Annotated in this window: 15 protein-coding genes; 10 read left to right on the top strand and 5 right to left on the bottom strand. The window is 66.7% G+C overall.

Going from position 1 to position 16,498, the window contains the following annotated elements; all coding sequences use genetic code 11:
* The first annotated feature begins 72 nt into the window (after nt 1-72).
* The 8 genes from xseA to JW792_RS08285 all read left to right on the top strand — a co-directional run bounded on the left by xseA (nt 73) and on the right by JW792_RS08285 (nt 10,584).
* Nucleotides 73-1,527 carry an exodeoxyribonuclease VII large subunit gene (xseA, locus tag JW792_RS08320; protein ID WP_135996165.1) on the top strand — a complete coding sequence of 485 codons (1,455 nt, stop codon included), beginning with the start codon at nt 73-75 and terminating at the stop codon, nt 1,525-1,527.
* A 77-nt stretch (nt 1,528-1,604) separates the two neighbouring features.
* Nucleotides 1,605-1,847 carry a DUF2093 domain-containing protein gene (locus JW792_RS08315; RefSeq protein ID WP_135996166.1) on the top strand — a complete coding sequence of 81 codons (243 nt, stop codon included), beginning with the start codon at nt 1,605-1,607 and terminating at the stop codon, nt 1,845-1,847.
* Nucleotides 1,844-2,683, top strand: coding sequence for a M23 family metallopeptidase (locus tag JW792_RS08310; RefSeq protein ID WP_135996167.1), 840 nt, complete (start codon nt 1,844-1,846; stop codon nt 2,681-2,683). The genes JW792_RS08315 and JW792_RS08310 overlap by 4 nt, the downstream gene beginning before the upstream one ends.
* An 85-nt stretch (nt 2,684-2,768) precedes the next feature.
* Nucleotides 2,769-3,647 (top strand): glycine--tRNA ligase subunit alpha, encoded by an 879-nt coding sequence (locus JW792_RS08305; RefSeq protein WP_135996168.1) that lies wholly within the window; start codon nt 2,769-2,771, stop codon nt 3,645-3,647.
* A 28-nt stretch (nt 3,648-3,675) separates the two neighbouring features.
* Nucleotides 3,676-4,281: a glutathione S-transferase family protein gene (locus JW792_RS08300; RefSeq protein ID WP_158291610.1), complete on the top strand. Its 606-nt coding sequence runs from the start codon at nt 3,676-3,678 to the stop codon at nt 4,279-4,281.
* 207 nt (nt 4,282-4,488) lie between these two features.
* Nucleotides 4,489-6,873 (top strand): glycine--tRNA ligase subunit beta, encoded by a 2,385-nt coding sequence (glyS, locus tag JW792_RS08295; protein ID WP_135996170.1) that lies wholly within the window; start codon nt 4,489-4,491, stop codon nt 6,871-6,873.
* A gap of 51 nt (nt 6,874-6,924) precedes the next feature.
* Nucleotides 6,925-9,591, top strand: coding sequence for a pyruvate, phosphate dikinase (ppdK, locus tag JW792_RS08290; RefSeq protein ID WP_135996171.1), 2,667 nt, complete (start codon nt 6,925-6,927; stop codon nt 9,589-9,591).
* 243 nt (nt 9,592-9,834) lie between these two features.
* The gene (locus JW792_RS08285) at nt 9,835-10,584 is read left to right on the top strand and encodes a cell wall hydrolase (protein ID WP_135996172.1); all 750 of its coding nucleotides are present in this window, start codon (nt 9,835-9,837) and stop codon (nt 10,582-10,584) included.
* Between the two features lie 76 nt (nt 10,585-10,660).
* On the opposite strand, the gene folB is transcribed toward JW792_RS08285, so the two are convergent.
* Nucleotides 10,661-11,080, bottom strand: coding sequence for a dihydroneopterin aldolase (gene folB / locus JW792_RS08280; protein ID WP_135996173.1), 420 nt, complete (start codon nt 11,078-11,080; stop codon nt 10,661-10,663).
* Between the two features lie 87 nt (nt 11,081-11,167).
* On the opposite strand from folB, the gene JW792_RS08275 reads away from it, so the two are divergent.
* Nucleotides 11,168-11,935 carry an SDR family oxidoreductase gene (locus tag JW792_RS08275; protein WP_241095101.1) on the top strand — a complete coding sequence of 256 codons (768 nt, stop codon included), beginning with the start codon at nt 11,168-11,170 and terminating at the stop codon, nt 11,933-11,935.
* Between the two features lie 54 nt (nt 11,936-11,989).
* Here JW792_RS08275 and JW792_RS08270 read toward each other — a convergent pair whose 3' ends face one another.
* Together JW792_RS08270 and JW792_RS08265 are read right to left on the bottom strand one after the other, a co-directional pair.
* Nucleotides 11,990-12,364, bottom strand: coding sequence for a 6-pyruvoyl trahydropterin synthase family protein (locus JW792_RS08270; protein WP_135996175.1), 375 nt, complete (start codon nt 12,362-12,364; stop codon nt 11,990-11,992).
* Between the two features lie 12 nt (nt 12,365-12,376).
* Nucleotides 12,377-13,363 (bottom strand): calcium/sodium antiporter, encoded by a 987-nt coding sequence (locus JW792_RS08265; protein ID WP_135996176.1) that lies wholly within the window; start codon nt 13,361-13,363, stop codon nt 12,377-12,379.
* A 278-nt stretch (nt 13,364-13,641) separates the two neighbouring features.
* Here JW792_RS08265 and JW792_RS08260 point away from each other — a divergent pair, with 278 nt between their 5' ends.
* Nucleotides 13,642-14,121, top strand: a complete 480-nt coding sequence (locus JW792_RS08260; RefSeq protein WP_206340931.1) for an NUDIX domain-containing protein — start codon at nt 13,642-13,644, stop codon at nt 14,119-14,121.
* Between the two features lie 97 nt (nt 14,122-14,218).
* Here the strand turns inward: JW792_RS08260 and JW792_RS08255 are convergent, their stop codons facing one another.
* Both JW792_RS08255 and JW792_RS17205 read right to left on the bottom strand, forming a co-directional pair.
* The gene (locus tag JW792_RS08255) at nt 14,219-14,644 is read right to left on the bottom strand and encodes a hypothetical protein (RefSeq protein ID WP_135996177.1); all 426 of its coding nucleotides are present in this window, start codon (nt 14,642-14,644) and stop codon (nt 14,219-14,221) included.
* Nucleotides 14,645-15,297: 653 nt separating this feature from the next.
* Complete coding sequence (locus JW792_RS17205) at nt 15,298-15,408, bottom strand: RHS repeat-associated core domain-containing protein (protein WP_420871267.1); 111 nt, start codon at nt 15,406-15,408, stop codon at nt 15,298-15,300.
* Nucleotides 15,409-16,498 lie beyond the last annotated feature (1,090 nt).

The following is a 16,498-nucleotide window of genomic DNA, read 5'->3' as shown; positions in this document are numbered from 1 at the left end:
GGTTTGCCAGCCCGGCCCCGGCCCGGCTAACGATGGGGGATGGAAATGTCTGTACCGAATCCTTAGCCCGCCATGGCGCTTGTCAGCAACACGCCGGAATTCACCGTCAGCGAGCTTTCGCGCGCGCTGAAGAAGACCGTGGAGGACGCCTACGGTCATGTGCGCGTGCGCGGCGAACTCGGCCGGGTGACGGTGGCGAAGTCCGGCCATGTCTATCTCGACCTGAAGGACGAGAGCGCCGTCATCGACGGGGTGATGTGGAAGGGCATGGCCGCCGCGCTCGGCTTCCGGCCCGAGGAGGGGCTCGAGGTCATCGCCGAAGGGCGCCTGTCCACCTTCCCGGGCCGATCGAAATACCAGATCATCATCGACCGCATGGAGCCGGCCGGCGCGGGCGCGCTGATGGCGCTGCTGGAAGAGCGCAAGAAGAAGCTCGCCGCCGAAGGCCTCTTCGCCGCCGAGCGCAAGCAGCCCATCCCCTTCCTGCCGAGGACGATCGGGGTGGTCACGTCTCCGACCGGTGCGGTGATCCGCGACATCCTGCACCGGCTGGAGGACCGCTTCGGCGTGCATGTCCTCCTCTGGCCGGTCCTGGTGCAGGGCGAGAAGGCTGCCGAGCAGATCGCGCAGGCGATCGAAGGCTTCAATGCTCTGCCCGAAGGCGGGGAGGTCCCGCGTCCCGATGTCCTTATCGTCGCGCGCGGCGGCGGCTCGATCGAGGACCTGTGGTGCTTCAACGAGGAGATCGTCGTGCGCGCCGCGGCCGCGTCCGCAATTCCCCTGATCAGCGCGGTCGGCCACGAGACCGACACCACGCTCATCGACTATGCCAGCGACCGGCGCGCCCCGACGCCGACCGGGGCGGCGGAGATCGCCGTTCCGGTCCGCCGCGAGCTGATCGACCGGGTGGAGACCGCCGGCAGCCGCCTGGCCGGGGCGCTGAGGCGCGCGGTCGACCGCAAGCGGGCCGACCTTTCAGGCCTCTCCCGCGCCCTGCCGCGCCCGGAAACGCTCATCGCGGACAAGGCGCAGCGCTTCGACTTCGCCCGCCAGCGCTTCGAGAGCGCTCTGAAGGTGGGTCTGGAACGCAAGAGGGGCCGGCTCGAGACCCTCGCCGCCGGGCTGCGCCCCGCCGCCCTCCACCGGGAGATCCAGCTCGGCCGGCGCCGGCTCGCGGAGATCGGCAGGCGCCTGCAGCCCGCCTATGGCCGCCAGCTGCGGACCCATACGCGCGAACTCGCGAGCCTCGGCGCGCGCCTTGAATCGCTCTCTTACCGCAACGTGCTCTCGCGCGGCTTCGCCCTGGTGCGCGACGAGGCGGGAAAGGTCGTGCGCGAGGGGGCCGCGCTGTCGGCGGGGCAGGGGGTGAGCCTCACCTTCGCCGATACCGAGCGCCGCGCTGTGATCGACGGGGCCGAGGCGCCGGGCACGTTGCCGTCCGGGCCGAAGCCCGCCCGGACATCGAAGCCGAAGGCGAAGCCCGCCAGCGCCCCATCGAAACCGCCCGAGCAGGGCAACCTGTTCTAGGCGCGCGGCTGCTTGCCGTTCCAAATCCGGCCTGCCCCATGCTAGGTTTCTAGCAGTCCAGACAGAGTGCGTGATCCATGAATCATTTCGACCGCGAGTTCACCGGCGAGGCGAAGCTGGAATACGGCGACGCCGACTATCTCATCCTCTCGCCCGGCGCCTATGTCACCTGCGCGGTGACGGGGGCGAAGATCCCCCTCAACGACCTGCGCTACTGGAGCGCGGAGTTGCAGGAGGCCTATCGCGACGCGGAGATCGCCACCAAGCGCTGGCTCGAGGTGCATACCGGGCCGGGCGTGAAGCCGGGAGAGTCCGCATGATCGCGCTTGCCGCCGCGCTCGCGCTGCAGGGCGCGCCCGATGCCACCGCCATTCCTGCCGACCTGCCCGAGCCGCCGATCGTGTGCGCGGGCGAGCACATACAGGGCGCGATGCTGGTCTGCCGGACCGTGCCGGGGGCCGAGGTGAGCCTCGGCGACATCACCGTGACCGCGAGCGAAACCGGCCATGTCGTGCTCGGCCATGACCGCGACGCGCCGCCCGAAACCACCCTGTCGGTCCGCCTCGATCCGCAGATGCGCTACGAGGAGACCGTGTCGGTCACCCAGCGCGAGTACGAGATCCAGCGCATCGAGGGCGTGCCGCCGGAATACGTCACCCCGCCGCCCGAGACGCTGGAGCGCATCCGCCGCGAGGGCGCGCAGAAGGCGCAGGCCTATACCTCGCGCTGGGGCGGGCAGGGCTTCCTCTCCGATTTCGTCATGCCGGCCGAGGGCGTCATCACCGGGGTCTATGGTTCGCAGCGCTTCTACAACGGCGAGCCGCGCCGGCCCCATTACGGCCTGGACGTCGCCGCCGAGACCGGCACCGACGTGATCGCCCCGGCGCCGGGCGTGGTCACGCTCGCCGAACCCGACATGTATTTCGAGGGCGGGCTGATCTTCATCGATCACGGCCAGGGCTTCACCTCCGGTTTCCTGCACCTGTCCGGGGTGTCGGTGGAGGCCGGCGACATCGTCGAGCAGGGCGACGTGATCGGCGAGATCGGAGCGGGCGGGCGCGCCACCGGGGCCCATCTCGACTGGCGCATCAAGTGGCACGACCGCTATATCGATCCGGCCCTGGTGCTGCAGGTCGACCCGGAGGCGGTGCGCTAGGGCCTCGCCCTGCCAGTCCGCTTGATCCCCCGCCGCGGCGCGCCTAGGTTCGCGCCGCCTTCTCACGAGCCGGATTCCTGCCCCGATGCGAAACCCCGACGCGCCCTCCTTCCAGGATCTCATCCTCACCCTGCAGCGCTACTGGGCCGACCAGGGCTGCGCCATCCTGCAGCCCTACGACACCGAGGTCGGGGCGGGCACGCTGCATCCGGCCACGACCCTGCGCAGCCTCGGCTCGAAGCCCTGGCGCGCGGCCTATGTCCAGCCCTCGCGCCGTCCCGGCGACGGGCGCTATGGCGAGAACCCCAACCGGCTGCAGCACTATTACCAGTTCCAGGTGCTTCTGAAGCCCTCGCCGGACAATCTGCAGGACCTCTATCTCGGCTCGCTCGACGCCATCGGCATCGACCGCAGGCTCCACGACGTGCGTTTCGTCGAGGACGACTGGGAAAACCCCACCGTCGGCGCCTGGGGGCTCGGCTGGGAGGTCTGGTGCGACGGGATGGAAGTCTCCCAGTTCACCTATTTCCAGCAGGTCGGCGGGCTCGACGTGGAGCTGGTCTCCGGCGAGCTGACCTATGGCCTCGAACGCCTGGCGATGTACGTGCAGGGCGTGGAGAATGTCTACGACCTCGATTTCAACGGGAAGGGCATGAGCTATGGCGACGTCTTCAAGGAGAACGAGCGCCAGCACTCCCACTTCAATTTCGAGCATGCCGACGTGGACATGCTGATGCGCTGGTTCGCCGACGCGGAGGCCCAGTGCAAGGCGCTGCTGGCGCTGGAAAACCCGCTGCCGCTGCCGGCCTATGACTGGTGCCTGAAGGCATCCCACCTGTTCAACCTCGTCGATGCGAGGGGCGCGATCTCGGTCGCCGAACGCGCCAGCTGGATCGCCCGAGTGCGCGAACTCGCCAAGGGCTGCGCCAGCGCCTGGGTGGCGATGGAGAAGGCGGCGGCCTAGGCTCGGCCTCAAAAGGGAGAAGCACGCCATGACCGTCACCCTCTATCACTGCCCCGGAACCCGCTCCTCCGGCGCGCTCTGGCTGCTGGAGGAGCTCGGCGCGCCCTACGAGCTCGTCCATGTCGACGTGCGCAAGGGACCGGCGGAGGACTTCGTCAAGATCAACCCGTCCGGCAAGGTCCCGGCGATCCGCCACAAGGGCCAGTCGCTCGGCGAGCTCGCGGCCATCTCGCTCTATCTGTGCGACGAGTTTCCCGATGCCGGCCTCGCGCCGGAATTCGGCTCGCCGCAGCGCGCGGCGCACTATTTCTGGCATGTCTTCCGGCCGGGCGTGCTGGAACCGGCGATGATCGCCAAGAGCCAGGGCTGGATCGCCGAGCGCGGCATGCTGGGCTGGGGCGATTTCGAGAACATGATCTCCCGCATCGAGCGCGTGCTGGAAACCGGCGACTACCTGCTCGGCGACGCGTTCAGCGCCTGCGACATCCTTGTCGGCGGGGCGCTCGGCTGGGTGCGCCGCTTCGGCCTGATCGAGCAGCACGACACGATCTTCTCCTATATCGACCGGCTCGAGGACCGCGACGCCTTCCGGCGCGTGCAGGAGATCGACGCGAAGATGGCGGGGTCCTCCTGATCCACCCACCCCCCTGTCATGGCCCGGCTTGACCGGGCCACCCAGGCCTCTGCGGCGCGGAGGGGCGCGGCGGTAGAGTTGCGGCATGGGTTTTCCTGTCCTCGCTGCGCTCGGCCGGAGAATGACGGCAAGGGACGGCACGCTGGACGAAAGCGCGCTCGGGCGGTAAGCCTCGCGCCGCCCCTTCCAAGCGAGTAACGCCTCTCCATGTCCGAACTCCTGCTCGAATTCTTCTCCGAGGAAATCCCCGCCCGCATGCAGGCGCGCGCCGAGGCCGACCTGGCGCGCATGCTGGAGGAGCGGCTGGGGGAGGCCGGGCTGAAGGCGGGGACGCTGGAGGCCTTCGCCGGTCCGCGCCGTCTCGGCCTCGTCGCGACCGGCCTGCCCGAGAAGACCGCCGACGTCAGCGAGGAGCGCAAGGGCCCGCGCACCGACGCGCCGGCCAAGGCCATCGAGGGCTTCCTGCGCTCGGTCGGGCTGTCCGGCGTCGACCAGCTTGAGACCCGCGAGGACAAGAAGGGCAGCTTCTACCTCGCGCGCATCGAGAAGCCGGGCCGCAGGACCGCCGAGCTGATCGCCGAGGCGATCCCGGAGATCGTGAAGGCCTTCCCCTGGCCGAAATCGATGAAGTTCGGAGAAGGCGAGACCGCCCAGCGCTGGGTGCGTCCGCTGCACCGCATCGTGTGCCTGTTCGACGGTGAGGTCGTGCCCTTCACCGTGTTCGGCATCGAGAGCGGCAACACGACCGAGGGCCATCGCATCCACAGCAAGGGCGATCGCGTCTTCACGGTTGCGAACTATGCCGACTACGCGGCCAAGCTCGCGGACAATGGCGTGGTGCTCAGGCGCGCGGACCGGGAAAGCCGGATCCTCGACGGCGCGAAGACCGTCTGCGCCGATGCGGGACTGGAACTGGTGGAGGACGCGGGCCTTCTCTCCGAAGTGGCCGGCCTCGTCGAGCATCCCGTCCCGGTGCTGGGCGAGATGGATCCCGAATTCCTGGATCTTCCGCCCGAGGTCATTACCCTGACCATGAAGGTGCACCAGAAATATTTCGCGGTGCGCGATCCGAAAACGGGCAAGCTCGCGCCCAAATTCGTCATGATCGCCAACCAGGAGGCGCCCGACGGCGGCAAGGCCATCGCCGAGGGGGCGGCCCGCGTGCTCTCAGCGCGCCTTTCGGACGCCCGCCATTTCTGGGACATCGACCGCAAGCGCGGGCTCGAGGCGATGGCGAAGGAGCTGTCGAAAGTCACCTTCCACGAGAAGCTCGGCACGGTCGCCGACAAGGTCGAGCGCGTCGCCGCGCTCGCGCGCGAACTCGCTGAAGCAGTGGACGCCGATCCGGAGCTCGCCGAAAAGGCGGCGCGCCTGTCCAAGGCCGACCTCGTCAGCCAGATGGTCTACGAGTTTCCCGAGCTTCAGGGCGTGATGGGGCGGTATTATGCGCTGGAGGAGGGGCTCTCCCCCGAGATCGCCGACGCCATCGCCGATCACTACAAGCCGCAAGGCCCCTCCGACGCCGTGCCCACCGCCCCGGTCAGCGCCGCGGTCGCGCTCGCCGACAAGCTCGACACGCTGGTCGGCTTCTGGGCGATCAACGAAAAGCCGACAGGCTCTAAGGACCCGTTCGCGCTGCGGCGGGCTGCCTTGGGAAAAATTCGGACAGTCGAAGAAACTAATGCTCGCATCGGGCTCGTCGATGAGATCGATGCGGTCATCCGGATTCTGGCGCAAACTGATGTGAAACATGTCGAAGGCCTTGCCGCCTTATCGCCTCCCGATCAGATCGACTATGCCGAGCGGAATGGAATTCCTTATCTGCCGCGACGCCGAGGCGGAGAACAGGAGCCTGAGGCTGCAGTTTTCGGCCCTTGGTCGTTCCCGTTTCTTACTTTCTCTAAGCGATTCTTCCTGAGCGTTCCCGGCGTCGAAAAAATTGAGTTTGGTCAAACAGAGCAGATTGGACGAGAGGACTCCCTCCTCTCCTTCTTCGCCGACCGCCTGAAGGTCCATCTGAAGGACGAGGGCGTGCGCCACGACGTGATCGACGCGGTGTTCGCGCTGGGCGATGACGATCTGGTGCGCGTCACGAAGAAGGCGCGCGCGCTGCAGGACTTCCTGTCCACCGAGGACGGCGCCGCGCTGCTGGCCGGCTATCGCCGCGCAGCGAACATCCTCAAGGCCGAGGAGAAGAAGGGTTTCGACCTGACCGCGGCGCGGGCGGAAGCCCTGTCGGAAATCTCCGCCGGGGCCGGCAAGAGCGCCGCCTCGCACGGCCCCGAGACGGCATCCCAGGACGAAAAAGCCATCCTCGTCGCCGTCGCGAAGACGGCGCAGGCGCCCGAGGAGAAGGCGCTCGTCGCCGCCATCGAGGGCGCCGAAGAGGTCGCCGGGGTTGCGCTCGCCCGGGAAGACTTCGAGGGCGCGATGAAGGCGCTCGCCGGGCTGCGCGCGCCTGTCGATGCCTTCTTCGAGGCCGTTGTCGTCAATGCCGAGAACGCTATGCTGCGTCGCAACAGGCTTCTATTGCTCTCCCGGATTCGCTCCGCGGTCGGACGGGTGGCCGATTTCGATCGTCTCGAGGGCTGACGCGTTCCGAAACACGCGGGCGCGGACTGGAACAGGAATGAAGGGCACACCATGGCCAAGTGGGTTTACGCATTCGGCGGCGGCAGCGCGGAAGGCGAGAAGGGCGACAAGAACCTCCTCGGCGGCAAGGGGGCGAACCTCGCCGAGATGGCCCGGCTCGGCCTGCCCGTCCCGCCCGGCTTCACCCTGACGACCGAGGTCTGCACCGCGTTCTACAGGAACAATCGCGAATACCCCGCCGAGCTCGAGAGCCAGGTCGAGGCCGCGCTCGCCGACCTCGAGAAGAAGGTGGGCAAGCGCTTCGGCGATCCGGAGAACCCGCTCCTGGTCTCGGTGCGCTCCGGCGCGCGCGCCTCCATGCCGGGCATGATGGACACGGTCCTGAATCTCGGCCTCAACGACGAGACCGCCGAGGGGCTCGCCGAGCTCTCCGGCGACCGGCGCTTCGCGCTGGATTCCTACCGGCGCTTCATCACCATGTATTCCGACGTGGTGCTCGGCGTTTCCCACTCGACGTTCGAGGAGATTCTCGAGCGCTTCAAGGAAGACCGCGACTACACGCTCGACACCGAGATCGCGGCCGCGGAATGGGAAGAGATCATCGCCGAGTACAAGGCGGCTGTGCGGAAGGCGCTCGGCGAGCCCTTCCCGACCGATCCGCGCGACCAGCTCTGGGGCGCGATCGGGGCGGTGTTCTCCAGCTGGATGAACGACCGGGCCATCACCTACCGGCGCATGTACGACATCCCCGAGAGCTGGGGCACGGCGGTCAACGTCCAGGCCATGGTGTTCGGGAACATGGGCGAGACCTCGGCCACGGGCGTGGCCTTCACGCGCGACCCGTCCACCGGCGAGAAGGGCTATTACGGCGAGTTCCTGATCAACGCGCAGGGCGAGGACGTGGTCGCCGGCATCCGCACTCCGCAATGCCTGACGAAGGTGATGCGCGAGAAGATGGGCGATCCCCAGCCTTCCATGGAAGAGGCGATGCCGCAGGTCTATGCGCAGCTCATCGACGTGTTCGACCGGCTGGAGCGCCATTACCGCGACATGCAGGACATCGAGTTCACCGTCGAGCGCGGCACGCTGTGGATGCTGCAGACGCGGGCGGGCAAGCGCACGGCGCGCGCGGCGCTGAAGATCGCCGTCGACATGGTCGCCGACGGGCTGATCGGCGAGGAGGAGGCGGTGCTGCGCGTCGAACCGTCCGCGCTCGACCAGCTGCTCCATCCCACGATCGACGAGAGCTATGAGCGCGACGTCATCGCCAAGGGCCTGCCGGCTTCGCCCGGCGCGGCGGCGGGAAAGGTCGTGTTCGACGCCGACGAGGCCGAGCACATGGCCAAGCTCGGCGAGAAGGTGATCCTGGTGCGCGTCGAGACGAGCCCCGAGGACATTCACGGCATGCACGCCGCGCAGGCCATCGTCACCGCCCGCGGCGGCATGACGAGCCATGCCGCGGTCGTTGCGCGCGGCATGGGCCGGCCCTGCGTCTCCGGTGCGGGCGAGATCAAGATCGACGTCGCGGCCAGGACCTTCACCGCCCGCGGCCGCAAGGTCCATGAGGGCGATATGATCACCGTCGACGGCGCGACCGGCGAGGTGCTGGCGGGCGAGGCGAAGATGATCAAGCCGGAGCTGACCGGCGATTTCGCGAGCCTCATGGTCTGGGCCGACCGGGCAAGGCGCATGAAGGTGCGCACCAACGCCGAGACCCCGCTCGACGTGCAGACCGCCAAGGAATTCGGCGCGGAGGGCATCGGCCTGTGCCGCACCGAGCACATGTTCTTCGACGCCGACCGCATCGCGGCGGTGCGCGAGATGATCCTCGCCGAGGACCAGTCGGGGCGCATCAAGGCGCTGAGCAAGATCCTGCCCATGCAGCGCGACGACTTCGCCGAGATCTTCCGCATCATGGAAGATCGGCCTTGCACGATCCGGCTGCTCGACCCGCCGCTGCACGAATTCCTGCCGCACACCGACGAGGACGTGAAGGCGGTCGCCGAGGCCACCGGGCTTCCCGCTGCCGGGCTCATGGAGCGGGCGAAATCGCTCGCGGAGACCAACCCGATGCTCGGCCATCGCGGCTGCCGGCTCGGGATCACCTATCCGGAAATCTACGAGATGCAGGCGCGCGCCATCTTCGAGGCGCAGGCCATCGTGGAGAAGGAGACCGGCTTCAAGCCCGTCGCCGAGGTGATGATCCCGCTCGTCGCCGTCGCCAAGGAGCTGGAAATCCTGAAAGTCAGGATCGAGGCGATCGCGCGCAAGGTGGAGAAGGAGACGGGCACCGCCCCCGTCTACCTCATCGGCACGATGATCGAGCTGCCGCGTGCGGCGCTGCGCGCGGCCGACATCGCGGCCCATGCCGAGTTCTTCTCCTTCGGCACGAACGACCTCACCCAGACCACGTTCGGCCTGTCGCGCGACGATGCCGGCAAGTTCCTCGGCGACTATCTCGAGGCCCAGATCTTCGAGAAGGATCCCTTCGTCAGCCTCGATCAGGAGGGGGTCGGTGACCTCATCAAGATCGCGGTGGAACGCGGGCGCGGGGCGCGCGAAAACCTCAAGCTCGGCATTTGCGGCGAGCATGGCGGCGACCCGGCATCGATTCGTTTCTGCGAGGAAGCCGGGCTCGATTATGTGTCCTGTTCGCCATACCGCGTGCCCATCGCACGCCTTGCCGCGGCACAGGCGGCGCTGAAGAAGTCCGCCTGACGAGCGGATAAACCATTGAAATATCGAGGATCGCAACGCCGGCCTTGAATCCGCCGCGATCGGTCCCGATCTTGCATCTCGAACGGTGCGCGTTGACCCGGCTTGCCAGCCCGGATATCCACGCGCACCTTTTTGCGAGACGCGAAAGAACCGATCCGGGTACGGAGCCTGTCTCCACCCGGACCGCGCCAGAGAAGACCGGAACGAAGCGACCGGCCCGGCGCGTTAGGGAGACGGGTGAACATGACCGTCCGATTGAACAGACAGCGCCTCCTCGGCGCCCTGAAGGTATTCGGCACGCTGTCGGCGGCCGCGGCGATCGCCGTGGGCCTACCCTTTGCGAGCGAGCGCCTGGAGGCCCAGGAAGAGACCGCGCAGTGGCGCGCCCTCGCCGCCAAGGCGATCGAGGCGGAGACGCACGAGGTCTGGGACGGGGAGTCCCTGCTGATCCAGACCGCCGCGCTGAGCCTGGAAGCGGCCGGCGCGGAGCCGGTCCTGATTCCCACGCGCACCATCGCCGATCTGCAGACCTTCGGTGCAGACCACCTGCTGACCGCGCAGCAGGCGGCGCGCGAGCAGCGCTGCCTGGCCGAGGCGATCTATTACGAGGCGCGCTCAGAGGGCATTTACGGTCAGCTGGCGGTTGCCGAGGTCGTGCTGAACCGCGTGCGTCACCGCGCCTATCCGGACACGATCTGCGATGTCGTTTACCAGGGCAGCGAACTCGACACCGGATGCCAGTTCACCTTCACATGCGACGGGTCGATGGCCATCGCCCCGCGCGGGCGCGGCTGGGAGCGCGCGCAGCGCGTCGCCGCCCACGTGACCATGGGCTTCGCCCAGCCGATCACGCGCCGCGCCACGCACTACCACACCGTCGCGGTCGATCCCTACTGGAACGGGGGCCTCGTTCGCACCCGGACGGTCGGCGCCCACATCTTCTATCGCTTTCCGAACCGCGCCGAGCGCGGGCTGCTGGAGCGCGAGGCCTGATCTCCGGTCTTTCCGGGATCGCCCGGACCTGTAGGGCGGACCACCGCTCCGCGTCTCCGGGATTCCGGCCGGCGCCCTATCGCCAGCGCTCGTAGCTCACGCCCACGCTCTCGGCATCCTCCAGCGCGGTGAGCTTGTCGACGGCGAGCTTCAGGCGCTTCACGCGCGGGTCCTTGAACAGAACGTCGGCGATGTGCTGGACGAGATCCTCGAGCAGCTCGTGGTGCTGCGAACCGACGACCTGGCGCACGGTCTCGGCGAGCGCGGCATAGTTCACCGCATGGGTGAGATCGGCCCCCGGTGCCGTCGCCGTCTCGTCGACCTCCGCCTCCAGGCTGACCGTGACCGGCTGGGTGCGGCCGTGCTCGCTGGCATAGACCCCGACCTCGGCCATGAGGCGCAACTTCTCCACGCGCACGCACAGGCGCTCGCCCGCCATGGCTGGGGCAGGGGCTTCGGCCGGGGAAGCCGGTGAGCGCAGGGCGTCGAGTTTCATGCCTGTTCCTCTGGAGAAGCGGAAAGAGCCAGTATAAGCCGGATGGCCCGCAAAGGGTATGCGTCGAGCTGCTTTGAGGAAGATGTCATGTCGAACACACCCTCCGGCAAGGGGGCGGCCCTGGTGACCGGGGCGGCCAGGCGTATGGGGCGGGCCTTCATCACCGCCCTCGCCGAGGACGGCTATGTGCCGATCGTGCACTACAACACCTCCAGCCAGGAGGCCGACGCGCTGGTGTCGGAGTTCCGCAAGGACGGCATCGAGGCGGTCGCGATCGGCGCCGACCTCGCCGACCCGGGCGCCGCGCAAGGCCTGATCGGGCAGGCGCGCGAGAAAGCCGGCCCTCTCCGCGTACTGGTCAATTCGGCCTCGATCTTCGAGGACGACAGCTCGCAGACGCTCACCGCCGACAGCTTCCGCCGGCACATGGACGTCAACACGCTCGCCCCGGCGCTTCTTTCGCGGGAGTTCGCGAAACAGGCCGAGGCTGGGTCCATGATCTTCAACGTGCTCGACTACAAGCTCTTCAACATCAACGCCGATTTCTTCAGCTACACGCTGTCCAAGGCTGCGCTCGAAGCCATGACGCAGATGCATGCGCGCGAGTTCGCCCCGACGGTGCGCGTCAACGCGGTGGCGCCCGGCCTCACCCTGCCGAGCCCGTATCACTCGCGCGAGGAGTTCGAGCGCCTGCACGACGACAACCCGCTCAAGCGGGGTCCGACCCTCGAGGACATGGTGCGCACGCTGCGCTATTTCCTGGCGACACCCTCGGTGTCGGGACAGATCCTGGCCGTCGATGGCGGCCAGCATTTCGATCCGAGGCTGACGCGGGACGTGTTCGGGGCGCTGTGAGGGGGGGCGCTCGGGCCACCTCCCACGCTCGCGGGGGAGGACAGCGGCGTCAGGTCATCCCCGCTTGACGACCGCCTTCTCGCCCCAGCTCGGACGGCGGATCTCCACGCTGACCAGGCCGGGCAGGACCGGGTCGAGCTTCTCGAAGACCCACATCGCGATGTCTTCCAGCGAGGGGTGTTCCAGGCCCTCCACCTCGTTCAGGAGCCGGTGGTCGAGCTGGGCGGTGATCTTCTTCAGCTCCGCGTCGATCTCCCAGAAATCCTTCACCATGCCGCTGTCCTGGGCCGGGGTGCCGGCGAGTGTCACGGTGCCCTGGAAGGAATGGCCGTGCAGGCGGGAGAAGGGATGGTCCTTCTCCTTGTGCTCGAAATAGTGAGCGGCGTCGAAGGCGAAGTCCTTCGAGATTTCGAGGGAGAGCTTGGACATGGGTTCCGGCCGTCAGGCGAGGTTCACATAGGCGAGCGCGGCGATGTAGCCGATATAGCCCGCAAAGAGAACCGCCCCGGTCAGCCGCGAGATCGGCTTGCGGCGCACGATCAGCGCCAGCGCGATCACGCTCGCCGCGATCATCACCCAGTAGTCGAGCTGGAAGAATTCCGGCTCGATCGGCGCTCCGCCGCGGATGAGGCCGGCCGAGATGCCGGTGATGCCGCCCACGGCGAAGACGTTGAAGATGTTGGAGCCGATCACGTTTCCGATCGCCACCTCGCTGTGGCGCTTCAGCGCCGCGACCGCTGCGGTGGCGAGCTCGGGCAGGGAGGTGCCGAAGGCGATCACGGTGAGCCCGATGACGGCCTCGGACACGCCCATCAGGGCCGCGATGTCGCTGGCGCCCTCCACGATCAGGTTCGCGCCGACGGGCAGGAAGACGATGCCGGCGAGCACAAGCAACAGGATGCGCGCATTGGAATGGGGCAGGTGCTCGCCCGTGGCCGCCTCGGTCAGCTCCGCGATCACCGGGTCGCCCTGCGCCCGGCCGGCATTGATCGCGAGATAGAGGATGTAGGCGATGATGCCAGCGCCGAGGATCAGGCCGTCGGACAGCGAGAGCGAGCGGTCCCAGGTCAGCGCCACCAGCAGCAGCGCCGCGCCGAGCGCGATCACCGCGTTGCGCCTGATGCCCGGCGCGCTCGTGGCCATCGGCATCAGCATGGCCGGCAGGCCGAGCACCAGGAAGATGTTGGCGATGTTGGAGCCGACGATATTGCCGACCGCCAGGCCCGGCGCGTTGGAGATCGCCGCCGCCGCGCTGACCACCATTTCCGGCGCGCTGGTGCCGAAGGCGACGATGGTCAGGCCGACGAGGAGCGGGGGAATGCCCGCCTTGTTCGCCAGCGCCACCGCGCCGCGCACGAGAAAATCGCCGCCTACGAGCAGGACGGCGATTCCGGCGACGACGAATGCGATGTCGATGGCGAGCGGCATGGACAGGCCTCTTCTGGCTCCGGCGTGCGGTCGCGGCTAGGCTGGAGCGGGCTTCGCCCCGCAGCCGCGCACTAGTCGAGGCGCTTGAATTCGAGCAGGTTGAACAGAGCGAACAGTCCCACGCACATGCCGATCGCGATCAGAGCCCACATCTTGCTCTTCCTTTCCCTGTTGCTGGCCGGCCCGGCCGGCCTCTCCGGTCGAACGTCGCCGGTCTATAGCGTGCTCCGCGGCGCGGTGCCAGCGGTGAGGCCACCGGCCCCGGCGGGGGCGCGGCGATGAGCCGCGATCTCGCCCTGCGCCGGCGCGTCGGCGGCTGGATGACGCCGCTCTTCCGCTTCTGGTGGCGGCGGACCCGGGCGATGACGCTGGGCGTGCGCGGCGCGGTGTTCGACGAACACGGCCGGGTCTGCCTGGTGCGCCATTCCTACATCGAGGGCTTCCACCTGCCGGGCGGCGGGGTGGAGGCGGGCGAGGACGTCACCCTGGCGCTGGAGCGCGAACTCGCCGAGGAGGCGGGCGTCGTCCCGGTCGAACCGCCGGCCCTGGTGGGACTGTTCCGGAACCGCAAGTTCGCCGGCGACCATATCGCGCTGTTCCGCGTGGAGTCGTGGCGGGCCTGCGATCCGGCCGCCGGCGGGGAGATCACCGACATCGTCTGGGCCGCGCCGGACGCCCTGCCGCGGGAGACGACGCCGGCCACCGCCCGCCGCATCGCGGAACTGGTCGAGGGCCGGCCGCTGCCGCGCGACTGGTGATCGCCACCAAGTTTGTCATCATAAAGCCCCGGGGGCCCGAACAACGACAACCGGTCTCCGTCTCCGCTCTTCCGATCAGAGAACCGCAGCCACTTTACTATAGCTCGGCCGCGCAGGAGATGCGCTCATTGCGTAAAAGCTCTTGAATAAAGACCTCAAAAGACACGTCGACCTCTCCCGGAAGCGGGGCCGCCCTCTCCACAAACTCAAAATTACTGGAAAATATTGACAGTGAGCAAATTTCACGTTCGAGGAATGCATCCATAACGATGGAGGCACTATTCTCCCTATAATAAATCGCCGCCTTTCCCAAGAGGTACTCGAACTCTCGAGCCGGGTCAATTACGAGATCACTGTAACAACTATCACAGACGACAGAAGCAACTCTCGCAACAGCAGCAGCACCTTCAATGTGAGCCCGAAAAAGTTCGGTCGCATTAACCGCTAAACCCTGCTCCCTCGGCACCGCGCTACAACTGACTGCAACTGCAGAGAGAAGAAAGACTGACAATATTTTTAGCATTCAAGCCTCCCAGCTCCATAAAGAATACTCTCTGCCGTAATCGGCGAACCAAAGCGGTCGCAAGCTAGCTCCCAACCCAGAAACTGGGGCCCGTATAGCATCATCCGCCCCGCCTCAATAGTGGCGTCTACAGAAGACGCTATCGTGTACACCGAATATAGGGAATTCGCAGCAGATAGGATGGGGTGCGCTTCAGCCCAAGCAGCGCACAATGAGCATCCACTGGCAGCAACACCTGACATCCTCTCAAGAAACTCTTCTCGACCAACCATCTCCGCAGTAGAATAAAACTCCCGCAAGGCTCTCCGGGCATGGGCACTGTCAACAAAATCTACAGACCCAAGCAAGCTCACGGCCAGAGCAAATTCAAGCGGGTGATTTCTTTTAAACGCCGCGTACTCCGCGTAAGTGGGAACAAAATATTCAAACACTGTGCCTCGCAAATCCCCCGGGTATCGACCACCCCAAGGCCATGTACCTCCACTCGCCTTGACCAAGCACCTGTCATTGTTGAGGGGACCACTGCATGTAAATCCCTCGCTCCCTCCAGCTAACGACGAAGAGCCACCGCCGCCCGCACCCTTGGCCTGTGGGAAGTGATTAGCGTAACCGTAGTGCGCAATACAGTCAGAATCGCTTGACCGCCTGATCCTCTATCCTGTGCGTGTCTTGAGCCCCCACGGATCGGTAAAATTCACCGGATCCCCGCCCACATAGGCGTAGAGATTGATCCCGCCGGCGACGCCGATCGGGTCGGTCTGCATGAGTGAGCCGGATCGGCGATCGATCCGGGGGATCGATCGCCCGGCGAACGCCGAGGCCCGGATGGTAGGTGCGGTTCTTGTAGTGATAGAGGCCGGTGTCGTAGAGGGCGATCTGGCCGGTGTACTGGAACAGGCCCGTATTGGAGCTGCCGGGATTGCCGTATTCGTCGTAGGAGAGCGTGGCGATGCGGTTGCCCGCGCTGTCGGTGTGGGCGATGATCGAGCCGCGCTCGTCGGCGTGTAAAAAGGACCGGTTGCTCGTGCCCGAGCCGTCATAGCCGACCAGCGGTTCGTCCATGCCGGGCCCGTGCACGAAGCGGAAGCGCAGCGCGCCCGTGCTCGAATAGCCCGCGATGAGCGCCGCCCCGTCATACTGGAAGCGGGTCGTGCCCAGGCTCGAGCCGGCATATTCCCACAGCCGGCCCATCGGATCGTAGCTCAGCGTGATCCCGCCCGAGACCGAGGTCAGCCGGTTGTAATGGTCGTAGCCGTAGCTCGTGCCCGCATACGAAGTCAGATTGCCGCGCCCGTCATACGTCGGCGCGGTCTGGTTCGTCACGCTGGTGATCTGGTTGAGGCCGTTATGGCCGAACAGCGTGTCCAGATTGATGTGGTTGACCCAGGAATAGGCCGTGTTGGACCGCGTCATCGAGGTGATCTGGCCGGCCGGGTTGTAGTCCAGGCTGACCGTGAGATCGTCGGCCGTCCCGGCAAGGTTCTGGGTCAGGGAGTCCAGCCGGCTCATCGCGTCGAAGGCATAGTTCGTCACCGTGCCGTTGCCGCGCGTCAGGCTGGTGCGCCGCCCGTAGGTGTCGTACGCGAACGTCGCCAGAACCCCCACCCCGGACGTCGCCCCGTTCTCGCGGATATGGGTGAGACGGCTGGCGGTGTTCCCCGGGTCTCGCCTACGGCGAGCCCGAGGACAGGCTGCGCTGTAGGTCACGTAGAACCCGTCCGGCCAGGTCAGGCGCGCGCGCCGGTGGGCGAAAAATTAATAAAATATTATTAACATTCCAGAAAATAGAGAAAAAAACGAGAAGAAAAAAAATGGTGAAAGAATTTCACCAGTACGGTCCTCATAGATTTTTCG

Origin of the sequence: Marinicauda algicola (assembly GCF_017161425.1) — a bacterium.
GTDB lineage: Bacteria > Pseudomonadota > Alphaproteobacteria > Caulobacterales > Maricaulaceae > Marinicauda > Marinicauda algicola.
Note: the sequence above shows the minus strand (reverse complement) of the source record. Positions and strands in the feature narration are given on the sequence as shown.

Bases quoted from the DNA above. Each gene is read 5' to 3' on its own strand.
- xseA (WP_135996165.1), top strand. From the start codon at position 73: ATGGCGCTTGTCAGCAACACGCCGGAATTCACCGTCAGCGAGCTTTCG.
- JW792_RS08315 (WP_135996166.1), top strand. From the start codon at position 1,605: ATGAATCATTTCGACCGCGAGTTCACCGGCGAGGCGAAGCTGGAATAC.
- JW792_RS08310 (WP_135996167.1), top strand. From the start codon at position 1,844: ATGATCGCGCTTGCCGCCGCGCTCGCGCTGCAGGGCGCGCCCGATGCC.
- JW792_RS08305 (WP_135996168.1), top strand. From the start codon at position 2,769: ATGCGAAACCCCGACGCGCCCTCCTTCCAGGATCTCATCCTCACCCTG.
- JW792_RS08300 (WP_158291610.1), top strand. From the start codon at position 3,676: ATGACCGTCACCCTCTATCACTGCCCCGGAACCCGCTCCTCCGGCGCG.
- glyS (WP_135996170.1), top strand. From the start codon at position 4,489: ATGTCCGAACTCCTGCTCGAATTCTTCTCCGAGGAAATCCCCGCCCGC.
- ppdK (WP_135996171.1), top strand. From the start codon at position 6,925: ATGGCCAAGTGGGTTTACGCATTCGGCGGCGGCAGCGCGGAAGGCGAG.
- JW792_RS08285 (WP_135996172.1), top strand. From the start codon at position 9,835: ATGACCGTCCGATTGAACAGACAGCGCCTCCTCGGCGCCCTGAAGGTA.
- folB (WP_135996173.1), bottom strand. From the start codon at position 11,080: ATGAAACTCGACGCCCTGCGCTCACCGGCTTCCCCGGCCGAAGCCCCT.
- JW792_RS08275 (WP_241095101.1), top strand. From the start codon at position 11,168: ATGTCGAACACACCCTCCGGCAAGGGGGCGGCCCTGGTGACCGGGGCG.
- JW792_RS08270 (WP_135996175.1), bottom strand. From the start codon at position 12,364: ATGTCCAAGCTCTCCCTCGAAATCTCGAAGGACTTCGCCTTCGACGCC.
- JW792_RS08265 (WP_135996176.1), bottom strand. From the start codon at position 13,363: ATGCCGCTCGCCATCGACATCGCATTCGTCGTCGCCGGAATCGCCGTC.
- JW792_RS08260 (WP_206340931.1), top strand. From the start codon at position 13,642: ATGAGCCGCGATCTCGCCCTGCGCCGGCGCGTCGGCGGCTGGATGACG.
- JW792_RS08255 (WP_135996177.1), bottom strand. From the start codon at position 14,644: ATGCTAAAAATATTGTCAGTCTTTCTTCTCTCTGCAGTTGCAGTCAGT.
- JW792_RS17205 (WP_420871267.1), bottom strand. From the start codon at position 15,408: ATGCAGACCGACCCGATCGGCGTCGCCGGCGGGATCAATCTCTACGCC.